At 70.8% G+C, this 13,431-nt stretch carries 13 protein-coding genes and 1 tRNA gene; 7 read left to right on the top strand and 7 right to left on the bottom strand.

From position 1 onward, the window contains the following. Positions 1 to 9 precede the first annotated feature (9 nt). Positions 10 to 342 carry a hypothetical protein gene (locus AC0IY0_RS22670; RefSeq protein WP_471765621.1) on the top strand — a complete coding sequence of 111 codons (333 nt, stop codon included), beginning with the start codon at positions 10 to 12 and terminating at the stop codon, positions 340 to 342. Positions 343 to 437: 95 nt separating this feature from the next. Here AC0IY0_RS22670 and AC0IY0_RS22665 read toward each other — a convergent pair whose 3' ends face one another. Beyond that, positions 438 to 1,025 carry a GIN domain-containing protein gene (locus tag AC0IY0_RS22665; RefSeq protein ID WP_471765620.1) on the bottom strand — a complete coding sequence of 196 codons (588 nt, stop codon included), beginning with the start codon at positions 1,023 to 1,025 and terminating at the stop codon, positions 438 to 440. 785 nt (positions 1,026 to 1,810) lie between these two features. On the opposite strand from AC0IY0_RS22665, the gene AC0IY0_RS22660 reads away from it, so the two are divergent. Together AC0IY0_RS22660 and AC0IY0_RS22655 are read left to right on the top strand one after the other, a co-directional pair. Further along, entirely contained in the window at positions 1,811 to 2,371 is a 561-nt protein-coding gene (locus AC0IY0_RS22660) for a L,D-transpeptidase (protein WP_147854512.1), read from the top strand. Between the two features lie 659 nt (positions 2,372 to 3,030). Then, positions 3,031 to 4,218 carry a hypothetical protein gene (locus AC0IY0_RS22655; protein ID WP_471765619.1) on the top strand — a complete coding sequence of 396 codons (1,188 nt, stop codon included), beginning with the start codon at positions 3,031 to 3,033 and terminating at the stop codon, positions 4,216 to 4,218. On the opposite strand, the gene AC0IY0_RS22650 is transcribed toward AC0IY0_RS22655, so the two are convergent. The 3 genes from AC0IY0_RS22650 to AC0IY0_RS22640 form a co-directional block, all read right to left on the bottom strand. Beyond that, positions 4,211 to 5,200, bottom strand: coding sequence for a helix-turn-helix domain-containing protein (locus AC0IY0_RS22650; RefSeq protein WP_471765617.1), 990 nt, complete (start codon positions 5,198 to 5,200; stop codon positions 4,211 to 4,213). The two genes, AC0IY0_RS22655 and AC0IY0_RS22650, sit on opposite strands and share 8 nt — an antisense overlap. 177 nt (positions 5,201 to 5,377) lie before the next feature. Then, complete coding sequence (locus tag AC0IY0_RS22645; RefSeq protein WP_147910942.1) at positions 5,378 to 5,635, bottom strand: hypothetical protein; 258 nt, start codon at positions 5,633 to 5,635, stop codon at positions 5,378 to 5,380. Between the two features lie 205 nt (positions 5,636 to 5,840). Next, the gene (locus AC0IY0_RS22640) at positions 5,841 to 7,250 is read right to left on the bottom strand and encodes an MFS transporter (protein ID WP_471765616.1); all 1,410 of its coding nucleotides are present in this window, start codon (positions 7,248 to 7,250) and stop codon (positions 5,841 to 5,843) included. A gap of 191 nt (positions 7,251 to 7,441) precedes the next feature. Here AC0IY0_RS22640 and AC0IY0_RS22635 point away from each other — a divergent pair, with 191 nt between their 5' ends. After that, the gene (locus tag AC0IY0_RS22635; protein WP_246692921.1) at positions 7,442 to 8,878 is read left to right on the top strand and encodes a diguanylate cyclase domain-containing protein; all 1,437 of its coding nucleotides are present in this window, start codon (positions 7,442 to 7,444) and stop codon (positions 8,876 to 8,878) included. A 46-nt stretch (positions 8,879 to 8,924) separates the two neighbouring features. On the opposite strand, the gene AC0IY0_RS22630 is transcribed toward AC0IY0_RS22635, so the two are convergent. Then, the gene (locus tag AC0IY0_RS22630) at positions 8,925 to 9,908 is read right to left on the bottom strand and encodes a helix-turn-helix domain-containing protein (RefSeq protein ID WP_471765614.1); all 984 of its coding nucleotides are present in this window, start codon (positions 9,906 to 9,908) and stop codon (positions 8,925 to 8,927) included. A gap of 544 nt (positions 9,909 to 10,452) precedes the next feature. On the opposite strand from AC0IY0_RS22630, the gene AC0IY0_RS22625 reads away from it, so the two are divergent. Next, a complete protein-coding gene (locus tag AC0IY0_RS22625) occupies positions 10,453 to 10,698 on the top strand; it encodes a DUF6894 family protein (protein WP_147910725.1) in 246 nt (81 codons plus the stop codon). Between the two features lie 38 nt (positions 10,699 to 10,736). Further along, positions 10,737 to 11,420: a hypothetical protein gene (locus AC0IY0_RS22620; RefSeq protein ID WP_471765612.1), complete on the top strand. Its 684-nt coding sequence runs from the start codon at positions 10,737 to 10,739 to the stop codon at positions 11,418 to 11,420. A gap of 313 nt (positions 11,421 to 11,733) precedes the next feature. Here AC0IY0_RS22620 and AC0IY0_RS22615 read toward each other — a convergent pair whose 3' ends face one another. Continuing rightward, complete coding sequence (locus tag AC0IY0_RS22615) at positions 11,734 to 12,777, bottom strand: MaoC family dehydratase (RefSeq protein ID WP_147910727.1); 1,044 nt, start codon at positions 12,775 to 12,777, stop codon at positions 11,734 to 11,736. Positions 12,778 to 12,789: 12 nt separating this feature from the next. Next, positions 12,790 to 13,092 (bottom strand): YggT family protein, encoded by a 303-nt coding sequence (locus AC0IY0_RS22610; protein ID WP_147853438.1) that lies wholly within the window; start codon positions 13,090 to 13,092, stop codon positions 12,790 to 12,792. 122 nt (positions 13,093 to 13,214) lie between these two features. On the opposite strand from AC0IY0_RS22610, the gene AC0IY0_RS22605 reads away from it, so the two are divergent. Continuing rightward, positions 13,215 to 13,290, top strand: a tRNA-Ala gene (locus AC0IY0_RS22605). The last annotated feature ends 141 nt before the right edge of the window (positions 13,291 to 13,431 follow it).

Here is a 13,431-nt window from a genome sequence, read left to right as displayed (position 1 = left end):
GAGATAAGCATGGCCGTCCCCCGGCGCAATCACCCACGGCGTCGCGCCGGGCTGATGGCTTGCGGACGTGCGGGGCGCGCAGGCCACGTCACAGGGCTGTCGGTCGCGACGCTTTACACGGCGCGACGCGCCGAGCCCGCAATCCGGGATCTCGATCGCATCGTGCGGCTCGATGAGGCGATGCCGGATGACGGCGACCCGATGCCGGCCGGCGCCGGGGGTACGGTCGTGTACGTCGCTCCGGGTATGCAGACCCGCATCGTGGAACTTGCCGAGGCCGACGGGGCGCGGGTGACCATCCCCGCCACGGCGGCGATTCCCGCCGACCGGCACCTCGGGTGACCACGCGGCGGCCGATCCCCGAGCATGTCGTCCGGGGCATCGCGCCCGGGACGATCGGCATAAACTTATTCGTCCATCCCAACGGACAGGTCGCGTCACTGAACCTGTATGGCTTGGGCCCGGCCGTGAGATTGAATGTGAAGCTTGGCACCGTTCCCGTGAATTCTTAAGACTGCGCGCCCTGATATTGAAATGTCAGCGTCCTCGCGTGGCGCCACGTCGACCTCACCGCTCCCTGAGATACGGATCGTCGCGCGCTGCGTCTCAAGTCGACCGAGATCCGCGCTTCCCCTGCCCGAGGCCCGAAGCCAGATTTCTCTGACGTCGCCGTCCGCGGTGATCCGTCCGATGCCGTGCCTCGTGATTTTCAAGACATCCTGCCTGATGTTGTTCAGGTCGAGGTGCGCGGTGCCGTGGATGGTCCACTCCGCAACCGGGGGGCCGACGAGATGGACGACAAGATCGGTGGGATAGCAGTCCTCGTAGTCTTTGCTATCCCATTCGAGCTGGCCATCGCGCAGGCGCACATGGCTCGCGAGATCTGCGTTGCCGGTCACTGTCGCTTCAGCTTTCGGACCCGGCCGATATTGAACCCGGGCCGGGATTCCGATGTCGATGGAGTGGCTTCCGCTCCACCCGAGGTCGACACTGGTGCGAGGGGCACTCGCGCTCGACTCCTTCATGGCGTCACACCAGGAGCGACGGCCATCGGTCCGCGCCGTCACGAAGGTCGGAACAGCGATCGAGGAGCATACGACAAATAGAATCCGGGCGCAGGATGCGCTTTTCATGAGACGGCCCCGCATCGCCCAGCCCCTATGTTGCACCCCGCCCGACCGAGAACGAATTGTCCGGGCCATTTTGACTTGATCGATGCGCCCTATAATCTTGCGTGATTCCTAGACCTCGTCAGGACACCATCAGACGCGGGCCTGTCACGTCCGTCAAGGTGGCATGAAATCGTTGGGCGCCCACCGCATACTCTTGACGAGACCCAGGCTGCGATGTGGGCCGAGGCGGCCGGAGATCTTTCGGAAAGGCGGCGGGATCCGCTCTCTGGGGAACGTTGCCCGCCGCGCTAAAATCCGCCGCCCCATCTGGGGACGCGACCCGCGATACGGAGACTTCTGCACGCCACGCGCGATGGCCGGGATCCCGTCTTCGAGCCCCGACGGTGCAGCAGGCGTTTTGCGAAGGGCTCTTCGAGCGGCGCGTGGTTCTCGCGGGTGCAGGGTCCGTTCGCCAAACCCCAGCTCCACGCCGGGAGCAGAGTGTTGCGCCCACCACACATTCACGCCCGGAAATGCCCCCTCCCCCCGGCCGGCCTCAACCTCGCCGCGAAGTCCGGGCCGGTTCGCCCCAGGGATCGCGGCCCGGCCGCGACGGCCGACGCCGTCGGCAGAAACCGGCCAAGCGACCGGCCAAGCGACCGGCCAAGCGACCGGCCAAGCGGAGAGGATGACAGACCATGTCGAGACGGATCGCGATGCTCGCGCTCGCAGGCGCCCTGCTGGGGAGCGCGCCCGCCTCCGCCGGCCCGATCGATAGCGGCCCGCTCGCGGATTTCCTGAACGTCTTCCGCAGCCAGGCGATCCCGCGCGAGACGATCGGCTGGAACAGCACCGAGAAGCCCGGCACCATCGTGATCTCCACCCGCCAGCGCCGGCTCTACTACATCCTCGGGAACAGCGAGGCGATCCGCTACGGCGTCGGCGTCGGCCGGCAGGGCTTCTCCTGGTCCGGCACCAAGACGGTGACGATGAAGAAGGAATGGCCGGCCTGGCGTCCGCCGCAGCAGATGCTGGCCCGCCGCCCGGACCTGCCGCGCTTCATGGCCGGCGGCCAGGACAACCCGCTGGGCGCCCGCGCCCTCTATCTCGGCTCGTCGCTCTACCGGATCCACGGCTCGAACGAGCCCGAGACGATGGGCGCCGCGGTGTCCTCGGGCTGCATCCGCATGACCAACAAGGACGTGGTCGATCTCTACGACCGGGTCCGGGTCGGCACCAAGGTGGTGGTGCGGGACTGACCGCGCCGCCGGTCGGCCCGGGCCGACAGCCGGGGTCCGGGATCCAGAGACGCCGACGTGTCAAGCTCTTGCACGCGCAGCATTTCTGGGTTCCGGGCCCGCCTGCTGCGCCCCGGAACGACGGCGCGGGTTATCGGCTATGGGGGACCAATCCTCGGGCGATGAATCGTCCAGCGCGTGTAATCCGTGGCCCTCGTGGGTCGGGGATGGGGGTGGCGCCGGACGAGGCGCAGCGGCGCCCCCTGCCCCCTCGATCGATGCCTGAACGTCGTGGGCGCCCGGGACACGGAATGCGGGCCCCGGGCGCGGGCGCCGATTTCCGTTGTCGATTCGTCTCACGCCCTCCCGCGGCGCACCCCGCACGCCAGGGTATTGCGACCGCCATGCGCACCGAACACCCAACCGAAAGCCCCGTTCCTCCACAGAGACCGGCCACCACTCTGTATTAGATTTACATGTCCAGTATTTACATTATCAATTAAGAACGTTCGATGCACTGCATTGACGGGCGCATAATCCCCATGCCTACTGGGCGACACGTCCAAGGTTCAGCTTAAAGTCGGCGTGGGCCGAGGCAGAAAGTCCGTTCGATGCTTCCGCCCGCGGCGACCGCGAACCCCAGACACCGCGAAGCCCGCGGCCGCCGCGAGCCGCCCGGCGTGGCCGGCCCGGACCGGCTGCGCCGGCGCGACCGCGGAGCACGCGCGGCGGGGCTGGTTGCGAAACCCGGGCGGGTGAAGCGGGCGGCCCTGCTGATCGCGGCGGCCCTGCTGGCCCCGGTCGGCGCGGTCGTGGTCGTCGGCACCGCCGCCCGGGCCGAGACGGTGGAGGATGCGGGCGCCGGCGGGCGGGCGGACGCTGCGCGCGGGCCAGCGAACCACCGGGCGGTGGCCGGGGTGCCGCTCGCCGCCGCGACCGCGATGGCCGCGCCGCCGCCCTCGTACTTCTCCTTCTCGGACACGGTGATCAGCTACCGGTTCCAGGGGCCCTCGGCGGAGCCCGGCCTCTCGGTGCGGCGGCCCGACGGGACGGCGAAGGGCCGGCTGGTGCCCCGCGAGGTGCCCAAGAACGTGGTCAACCTGTTCCACGCCAATTCCTGGGCCTACGGCACCAACCTGATCTCCCTCGACATCCTCCAGTCGGGCTCCCAGGACGCGGCGGGCGACAAGCTGGGCCAGAGGAAAAATTACGGCGCCACGGAGGTCTACCTGATCTACCGGGGCGTCCTGAGCCCGAACAAGATCTTCGACACCACCGCGTTCGCGATCCCGGGCCTGGTCAAGGATATCGGGCTGGCGTTCGGGGCCGACGTCAACACCAAGAACACGACGTTCGATTCCGAGAAGCGCGCCGGCACCTTCGGGCTCAACTTCGCCTTCGACGTGCCGGTCGGGTTCGTGAACCTGAAGGTCCAGGCCTACAAGGAATTCTCCCGCAACGGTTTCGCCGGGGACCCTCCGCGTCAGGAAAGCGGCATCCCGGCGATTCCGGGCTTCGATTATTCGCATTTCCGCAGCGTCGAGTTCAAGACGACGCCGGAATTCGAGCTGACCTACACGATCCCGCTGGCCTTCACCGGCCTGCCCCTGGCGCTGGCCGGGTTCAACACCATCGTGATGCCCAAGGGCCGCTACGGCGACGTCAACCAGTACCGGACGAAGACGGAGTTCGTCTCGCAGACCAACCTGGTGCTGGATATCGGGCAGCTGCTCGAGCACGCCCCCAACCGGGTCGAGGCGTTCGTCGGCTTCCAGTACTGGCACAACAAGTTCGGCGGCGATCCCCGGTCCACGATCAATACCGAGGAGAAGGCGCTGATCGCCGGCGTCGCCTATCACCTCAAGTAAGGGCGCCCGCAGCACCCATCCCGGGATCGCCCGTTCTGGCGCGCAGATCGCCGGGCGCGTGGTCGAAGCGGCGGCGGAAGGCGCGGTTGAAGGTCGGCGCGTCGGTGAAGCCGCAGGCATACGCGATCGTGGCGATCTTCAGCCGGTCCTGGCCCGGCGCGGTCAGGCGGCGGTGGGCGAGGTCGAGGCGCGCGTCGCGGATCGCCGCCGCGATGCCGTCGGTCCCCGCGAAGGCCCGGTACAGGTGGGCCCGGGACAGGCCGAGCGCCGCCTGGATCTCGGCCGGGCCGAGGCTCGGGTCGTGGAGCCGGCGCATGATGTGGGCGTGGGCCAGGGACACCACCGCCTCGCACGAGACCGGGGCGGCCGGGTTGCCGGGCTGGTCCCGGACGAGGGTGCGCAGCAGGTGCAGCACGCCTTCGAGCGCGGCCTGCGCCTCGCCCTCGGTCATCCAGGCGGCCGACGCCGCGAACGTGCGGAACGCGGCCTTGAACGCCGCGTGCGCGGGGCGGTCGGCGATGCAGCGCCCCGCGAAGGCCTCGACGGTGCCGATCCAGGCCTCGAAGGTCGCGCGCGGCAGCGCCAGCCGGATCTCCGCGTAATCGCTCTGGGTGCCGGCCAGGAACGGCCGCTGGCGCGACAGGAAGCTGATGTCCCCGGCGCTCAGGCGCGCGCCGCGCAGGCCCTGCTCCTGGTATCCGATCCCGTCGAGGGCGAGGCCGATCACCATCGCGTCGGAGGGGTTCCGGCCGATATGGCGGGCCCCGACCGTCACACCGACCGGGCTGCTGACCGTATGGGTCAGGCCCCAATCCGCGCCCATGACGACGAGCCTCCGGGCCTGGAACGCCGCGCGGGGATGCATGCGGCCGACATCACCGTGCGGCGCCAGCGCGGTCGAGCACCAGAAGTCGAACGCCCGCTTGGGCTCGACATGACGGGTGGTCTCGATGGTGCTGGGGACGAGGGCCGGGAGGGACACGGGGCAAGCTCCGCTACGGACGGAACCGGCCGCCGCGCAGCGATTGCCGGCTGCATCGACAAAAGCAAGAGCTGAGCGACCCGGAAGACAACCAGGGGTAAACAGGCGGCCGGCGCCAGCGGCGTCCCGAAGGGCTGCTGCCGGCGTCCCGAGCGCCCCCCTGGGACGGCGAGCGCCCTACTGCCCGGTATAGGGCCGGGACGGCCCGCGCCGGAGAGGGCGCGTCCCGAGATCGACGCCGCGGGCGCCGGGTGGGACGCCGACCACGTCGCCGTCCCGGACGGCCTGGCGGAGGTTGTGGCGGGCGCCCCGCCCCTGCGTGCCGCCGGGCTGCGTCACCGCGGAATCGCCGGAGGGGGCCAGCACGGTCTGCGCCTGCGCCGAGCCTGCGAGGCCGATCAGCAGGAGGGCAGGCAGGATCCGTACGGAGGTCATGGCGGTCATCTTTCCCGGGCGACGGGGCCCGAAGGCGGTCCTGAATCCTTCCCGAGATAGGGTGCGGGCCGCCCTGCCGTTAGGGCGGAGCCGCGACAGGCGTCCCCGGCTTGCGCGGGACGACGATGCGTGATCGGGGACCGGCCGTCGGATCCGGAGGATCGGGCCGCCGGGCGGCGCCGCAGCCGCCCCGGCGCCGGGCGCCCTAGCGCGCCACCGGCCGTCCCGACCGGCCGCGCGGCCCGCGAAGCACCAGCACGCAGCTGGCGGCCAGGGTCGCGGTGATCACGGCGAACATGGCGTGGATCCCGTAGCCTTCGAGGATCGGCAGCAGGACGACCGGGGTCAGGGCTGCCGCGATCCGGCCGGTCGCCCAGGCGCAGGTGAGGGCCGAGGCCCGCAGGGCGGTCGACAGCAGCTCCGTCGCGTAGATGGCGAGGACGCCGCCGTAGATCGCGGCGGCGGTGTTGAACGCCAGGCCGACCAGGACCAGGACCGTGAAGGCCTCGGCGACGGCGAAGCTCGTGCCCAGGACCACCATCGCGACCGCCAGGACGACCAGGCAGGCGCGCCGCTCCAGGCGGTCGATCACCGTGGCGGTGAGCAGGGTTCCGAGCGGCGGCCCCAGCATCGACAGCCCGGCGAAGATCAGGGATTGGTCGATCCGAAAGCCCTTGCCGATCATCACGACGGCGCTCAGCAGGGGAAAGCCCACCGTCGCCCAGGGGCTGAGCCCGTAGAGCGCGACGAACAGCACGGTCCGGCGCAGCTGCCGCGGCTCGGCCAGCAGCGCCCGCAGCCCCGCCCGCACCGGACCGGCCGCCGGCTCCGCGGCGGGCGCCCCGGCGGGTCCCTCCGGGGGCGCGAGGCCGGCCGCGTCCTCGAAGCGCCCGCAGGCCCGGTCGGCCGCCTCGGCCCGGCCGACCGAGGCGAGCCAGCGCGGGGATTCCGGCAGCAGGGCGAACAGGATGGTGCCGGTCACGGCCAGCACCCCGCCCAGGATCAGCGCCCAGCGCCAGGGCGCGATCCCCAGCGGCGGGCTCGGGGCGAGGCCCTGGACCAGCAGGATCACCGCGGAGGCGCCCAGGAAGCCGATCCCGGCGCAGAGCATCAGCATCGCCCCGCGCCGCCGGGGCGGCATCACGTCGGCGAGATACGTCGCGGCCAGGGGCGGGAAGCCGCCGATCGCGAAGCCCGACACCACCCGGGCCCCGGTGAGCTGCGTGAGGCCCGAACTCGCCGCCGCGGCCAGCGACCCCACCGCCATCAGCGCGAGGGTGCCCTGGAGCGCCCGGCGGCGCCCGAACCGGTCGCCGACCAGGCCGAAGACCGGCGCCCCCACGGCGCCCCCGGCGAAGACCGAGGCCAGCAGCAGGGACAGGTCGCCCCGGGGCATGCTGTGGGGGGGCGCCAGGAAGATCGCCGCCAGGGCGTTGCTGAGGGCGACCTCGGCCACGTCGGTGAACAGGCCGAGGGTGCACACCGCCAGGATCGCCAGATGGAGCCGCGTCAGCGGCAAGCCGTCGAGCCGCGCCGTGATCGCGGTCAGGGACCCGGGCGGATCGGATGGCGGGGCGCCGCGGGGGGCGGCAGGGCGTGCGGATGCGTCGTTCACCACAGGGGTCCCCGTTCGACCGACAGGCGATCGAGCCGGTGGGCGGTCCTGATAGCGGCGCGGGTTCCGGATTCAAAGTCCGATGCCGGCCGCGCCCGCGGTCGCCCCAACACGGAGACGTGATGGACTGCTTTAACGCTTCTCTAGGAATGAATACGTCTGATCGATCTATAGAAGCCTGAGCCGTGACGATGAGAACCGCCGCTGTTCTTGGTGCCGACACCGACGCACCGGATGGGCGGGCGATCCAGATCCTGAAGCTGTCGATGGCGGCGAGCGGACGGCTCCGGCAGCCGGTGCCGGGCGTTGCGATCGGCACGGCCACCTTCCTGGTCGCGCTCCTGCTGCGCTTCGCACTCCATCCCGTTCTGCCGCCGGGATTTCCGTTCTTCACGTTCTTCCCCGCGGTCATCCTGTCGACCTTCCTGTGCGGCGCGCGCGCCGGCACCGTCTGCGCGGTCCTGTCCGGCGTCGCGGCGTGGTACTTCTTCATCCCGCCCCTGGGCTCGTTCGTCCTCGACCGCACGGTCCTCACCGCGCTGGCCCTGTTCGCCCTCGTCGCCGGGATCGACATCCTCCTGATCGACGTGGTGCAGCGGGTGACCGCCGGGCTGATCGGCGCCGAGGCGGAGGCGCGGCACCTGCTCGCGCAGCAGCGCCGGCTCGTCGAGGATCTCCGGACGGAGACCGACAGCCGCGTGATGCACCAGACGCTCGCCGAGAAGTCCCTGCTGCTCGACCTCGCCCTGAAGGCCGCCCAGGCCGGGACGTGGCACTACCGGGTCGCCACCGGGCGGGTGCTCCTCTCGGCCGAGATGGCCCGGCAGCACGGGCTGGGCGAGGCCGAGATCGAGATCGACATCGCGCGGGACTGGCGGCCGCTGGTGCATCCCGACGATGCCGAGCGGACCCTGACCGCCCTCGACCGCGCCATCGCCACGCGCGGCACCTTCGAGACCGAGTTCCGCATCGGTCGCGCGAACGGCGAGACGCGCTGGGTCAGCGGAACCGGCCGGGTCGAGGTCGACGACCGGGGCGAGCCGGAATGGGTCGTCGGCCTGACCTTCGACATCACCGATCGCAAGCGCGCCGAGCAGCAGATCGCCCATCTCGCGCATCACGATCCCCTCACGGGGCTCGCCAACCGGACCCGGTTCCGGGAGCAGTTCCTCCGGGAGATCGCCCTGGTGAAGCGCGGCGGTGCCGGCTGCGCGCTGCTGTGCCTCGACCTCGACGGGTTCAAGGCCGTCAACGACACCCTCGGTCACGCCGCGGGCGACGCCGTGCTGCGCATCCTTGCGGACCGGATGCGGGCCATCGTGCGGATCGAGGACACGCTGGCGCGCCTGGGCGGCGACGAGTTCGTGGTCATCCAGACCGGCCTGGACCAGGCCGCCGACGCGGCCATCCTGGCCGAGCGCCTGACCCGGACGATCAGCGCCCCCTGCCGGATCGACGGCAGCGACGTGTCCGTGGGCGTCAGCATCGGCGTCGCCCTGATCCCGGCCGACGGGATCGAGCCCGACGCGATCTACCAGAGCGCCGACCGGGCCCTGTACCAGGCCAAGGCACAGGGCCGCGGCACCTACCGGTGGGCCGGGCGCCCGGACCGGGGCGCGCTTTCCTAGAGCGCTCACCGCCGACGTGGATACCGGTTCGGCGTAAGCGCGCGCGTCAGACCGCGGCGTGAGAGCCGGCGGCCAGGAGGCGGTCCCCGGACCTGGGCGACCGGACATCGCGCGCCGCGACCCCGAAGCGCCGACGGAACGCCCGGCTGAAGGCCGACGCATCGGTGAAGCCGCACCGGAGCATGATCGTCGCGATGCTGTCGTGCGCGTGCGCCGGGACGGAGAGGTAGCGGCGCGCGCGGTCCAGGCGCGCGTCGCGGATCGACGCCGCGACGCCGTCGCCGTCCGCGAAGGCGGTGTAGAGCCGGCTGCGGGACACGCACAGGCTTCGGCACAGGGCGGCCGGGCCGAATTCCGGATCGTGCAGGCGACGCTGGATGTGCACCGAGGCCAGGGACTTCAGCGCGTCGACCGAGATCGGATCCTCCGACACCCCCGTGAAACTGCGCAGCAGGTGCAGGCCCCCCTCGACCGCGATCCCGGCCTGCGCCTCGGACATCGTCGCGACCTGCCCGGCATAGGCCTGCATGTAGGACACGAAGAGGGTGTTGAGATGGCCCTTGCCGATCGTGTGCCCGGCGAAGGTCTCGGGCTCGCCGACATGGGCCCGGAACAGGGCCCGCGACGTGATCAGCCGGATCTCCTCGTAATCCTCGTAGCCGCCCGCGCGATAGGGACGGCTGGTGTCGACGATGCAGATGTCTCCGGGCACCATCCGGGCGCCGCGATTGCCCTGCTCGGCGTATCCGGTGCCCCGGACGAACACCGCGATCGTCATGGCGTCGCGTCCGTCCCGCCGGATGTGCTGCGCCGGCCGGGCGATGTCGATGGTCCTGCTCTGCGTGTGCAGAAGGGTGCTGTGCGCGGTCTCGGCGACGAGGCGGCGGGCCGCGAAGGCGGGCGACCGGTCCAGCCCGCTGCTGACGACGCCGGTCATGGCCAGCGCGGTGTGGCGCCAGAACTCGAAGGCCCGCTCGGGTTCGACCTCGGCCGTGCTCTGGACGAGCGTTTTGACGGGGTCGGCGGACACGGGATGCTCACTCTACGGCCGGATACCCAGTCTCGGCCTCGGACCGGAAGGGAGAAGCCTATCTGTGGCGCAGAACGTCATTGTGTATGGCCCGAAGACTGTTGTTTTCGGGCCAAGCCCGGGCCGGCCGGCGGGCGGATCAGTGCGGCCCGGGGACGAGCCGCAACCGGTCGATCTTCCCGACGCGCGGACGGGATCGCGCGACCAGGTCGCCGAACACGTCCCGGGAGAACAGCCTCAGCAGGACGACGGAGAGGGTCAGCGAGATCGCGCTGGCCGCCAGGATGGGCGGTCGCTACTCCAAAAGCGGTATGCGCAGGCAGGCGTTGACGCGGGCCGCAGTCGCGGAATCGGCCGGTCGCGGGCCGGACCCCGGTGCGGGGCCTTCGAGCGCAGCCCTGGCGTCGGCCCCCGTAAGGCCGACTGCCCGATCCGCGGACGGGCGGAATAACCTGCGACGGATCGTACCCGGACCTGTCCGTCCCGAAAAGGAACATATATAGAACATCCAACCGCCGCCGCGCAGGATGAGGCAGGAGCCCCGATGGCCCGATACCGGTTCCACTGCACCAATGGCCTGGAATGCGTCTTCGACGCCCGCGGCGCGGAGATTCGCGCGGCCGGGCGCCTCACCGTGCGGGCCCGCCGGGTCGCCGCCGACGTGATGCGGTCGTTGTCCGACGAGACCGACTGGTCGGACTGGCAGGTGAGCGTGCACGACCTCACCGGCCGGCGCGTCCTGGTGCAGCCGTTCCGGCAGCCGATGGCGGAGCGGCCCCTCGCGGCCTGATCGGTTTCGCGTGCCGAGCGGTGGGCTACCATGCCGGCATGATTCGATCCGCCGGTCCCCGTCCGCGCCGATTCGCGGCCTGCCTCGTCCTCGGGGGCGCCCTGTTTCCGGCCGGCCCCGCCGCCGCCCAGGCGCTTCCGCCCCGGGCAGCGATGAGCCAAGCGGTGCTGTCCCAAGTAGTGCTGTCCCAAGCGGTGCCGCCCACCGTGGGCTTCGCGTCGGTGCCGTCCTTCGCCCTGGATCCGGCCGCGGATGCGGCGGGCCGCTGGACCGGCTCCTACGCCCGCCTGTCCACCGGCTACGCGGTCGGCACGTCCCGCCATCTCGGCAGCTACGCGGGGCCGACCTTCGGCTTCGAGGGCGGCCGGACGTGGCAGGCGGGGCCGATCCTCTATGGGATCGGCGGCGGCCTGGATTACCTTGCCGGCCTCGACGGCGCCCTCACCCCCGGCTTCGGGCGCCTCGCCTACGGCCGCGACCTGGCCGGCGCGCTGGAGGTGACGGTCGGGACGCTGCTGAGCCCGGACGTGCTGGTCTACGCCAAGGCGGGGGCCGGCGCGGTGCACGACACCCTGCGGGTCGGGCCGACCCCGTTCACCCCGCCCCTCACCCGGGAGGGCATCGCGCTCCTGCCGAACGCCCGGGTCGGGGTCACGTGGGCGGTCACGGACCGCCTCTCCGTGGCGGTCGAGGCCGGCGTCGCCCGCAACGGCCTGCGCTGAGATTTTTTTGGTTTCGGCTCGATCCAGCGTGCGGCGGAGCGAATTCCGGTCAGCACCGACCGCGCGCTTGCCACCAGCGTCGGCATCGGCAGCAGAGACCGGCACCCGCGGACCCCCAGCCCCGCAGAGCCTACGGCGTTCCCGCATCGGCCGTCATGGGGCGTGGCATCCCCCGCCCGTGCCGGAGAAAGTTGGGGTGAGGGATGCGCCCGATCGGGAGAACCCCGGTCCTCCGGAGATGTGCGAAGCCCGACAGCCCCGGACGAAGGCGGGAAAGCGCGCCCGCTGTGCGGACCGCGCGCCCCGTGGAGCCCTATTTCGGCACGAACGCCCAGTAATCCAGGTCGAGGATCACGGCCGGGTCGTAGCCCTCGCCGGTGCGGTCCGGGAAGGCGCCGCAGGGCTGGTTCTTGGTGGCGACCGTGCGCAGGCGCAGGAGCCCGACATCGTCGCGCCCGACATCGGCCGCGGCCAGGACCTCGCTCCAGGCATAGACCGTGTCGCCGGCAAACAGCGGCGCCACGTGGCGGCCGGCATTGATGCCGGCGAGCGCGAAGGCGTTGCCCAGGCCGTTGAAGCTGAGCGCCCGGGCCAGCGAGATCACGTGCCCGCCATAGATCAGCCGGCGGCCGAACCGGGTGTCCTTGGCGGCCAGGCCGTCAAAATGGACCTTGGCGGTGTTCTGGAACAGGCGCGTGGCGATCTGGTGCTCGGCCTCCTCGACGGTCATGCCGTCGACATGGTCGATCTTCTCCCCGACCGCGTAGTCGCCGAAGCGGTGCGGGCTGCCGGCGAGCTCCGAATCGTAGGCGGCGGCCGAGAGCTTCGGCAGGGCGCCCGCGAGATCCTGCGGGTCGACCACCTTGGCCAGGCTCGGCACGTGCTCCTCGGCGATGGCGGCCTCCGGGTCGCGCTTGCGCACCAGGACCCAGCGGCAATAGCTCAGCACGGTCTCGCCGGCCTCGTCGGAGCCCACCGAGCGCACGTAGACCACGCCGGTCTGCCGGTTCGAGCTCTCCTTGAGGCCGATCACCTCAGAGACGGTCGACACGGTCTCGCCCGGATAGACCGGCCGGCGGAACCCGCCCTCCGCGTAGCCGAGATTGGCCAGCGCGTTGAGGGAGACGTCCGGCACGGTCTTGCCGAACACCATGTGGAAGGTCAGCAGGTCGTCGAGCGGGCTCTTCGGGTAGCCGAAGGCGCGGGCGAAGGCGTCCGACGATTGCACGGCGAAGCGCGGGCCGTAGAGGCCGGTGTAGAGCGCCACGTCGCCCACCGTGATGGTGCGGGGCGTGGCGTGGCGGATGGTCTCACCGAGGCGGAAATCCTCGAAGAACCGGCCGGGGTTGGTTTTCACGGTCACTCGATCCTACTGCGCGTACATGTAAGCCTGGGGCACGGCATATTCGTGCAGAAGCTTGCTGATGAACAGCAGCAGCAGGATCAGGATGATCGGCGAGATGTCGACGCCGCCGAGATTGGGCAGCAGGTTGCGGATCGGCCGCAGCACCGGCTCGGTGATCCGGTAGAGCACCTCGCCGATCTGGGCGACGATCGGGTTGCGGACGTTCACCACGTTGAACGCCACCAGCCAGCTCAGGACCGCGCTGGCGATGAGGACGTAGATGAAGAGCTGGACGACCGTGTCGAAGAGCCAGATCAGGGCGTTCATGCGGGTCCGCGCGTATCCTAGGGGCGCCCGCGCGGCGTCACCGGGAGCGGTGTGCGGCGGGCGGCGGTGAAACAGGAATTGACAGGCTGAGCCGCCCGCGCCTACAAGGCCGGCGCCTCGACGGGGCTGTAGCTCAGATGGGAGAGCGCCGCAATCGCACTGCGGAGGTCAGGGGTTCGATTCCCCTCAGCTCCACCAGGCCTTCCTGGTGGTTATCGAGTGTCCTACTGGCTGCGGCGATAACGCTGCTGAGCCAGGGACTTAGAGCATTTTCGGTTTAATCTGGTTCGTATCCTGCGGCAGCGAAGAAGTTGGCGCACTCGTCGGGCGTGACCGCAT

It is taken from the genome of Methylobacterium sp. AC315, assembly GCF_979253755.1.
Note: the sequence above shows the minus strand (reverse complement) of the source record. Positions and strands in the feature narration are given on the sequence as shown.

Excerpts from the sequence above, each read along its gene's own strand:
- AC0IY0_RS22635 (WP_246692921.1), top strand. The coding sequence starts at position 7,442 with ATGAGAACCGCCGCTGTTCTTGGTGCCGACACCGACGCACCGGATGGG.
- AC0IY0_RS22625 (WP_147910725.1), top strand. The coding sequence starts at position 10,453 with ATGGCCCGATACCGGTTCCACTGCACCAATGGCCTGGAATGCGTCTTC.
- AC0IY0_RS22660 (WP_147854512.1), top strand. The coding sequence starts at position 1,811 with ATGTCGAGACGGATCGCGATGCTCGCGCTCGCAGGCGCCCTGCTGGGG.
- AC0IY0_RS22665 (WP_471765620.1), bottom strand. The coding sequence starts at position 1,025 with ATGAAGGAGTCGAGCGCGAGTGCCCCTCGCACCAGTGTCGACCTCGGG.
- AC0IY0_RS22620 (WP_471765612.1), top strand. The coding sequence starts at position 10,737 with ATGATTCGATCCGCCGGTCCCCGTCCGCGCCGATTCGCGGCCTGCCTC.
- AC0IY0_RS22645 (WP_147910942.1), bottom strand. The coding sequence starts at position 5,635 with ATGACCTCCGTACGGATCCTGCCTGCCCTCCTGCTGATCGGCCTCGCA.
- AC0IY0_RS22670 (WP_471765621.1), top strand. The coding sequence starts at position 10 with ATGGCCGTCCCCCGGCGCAATCACCCACGGCGTCGCGCCGGGCTGATG.
- AC0IY0_RS22610 (WP_147853438.1), bottom strand. The coding sequence starts at position 13,092 with ATGAACGCCCTGATCTGGCTCTTCGACACGGTCGTCCAGCTCTTCATC.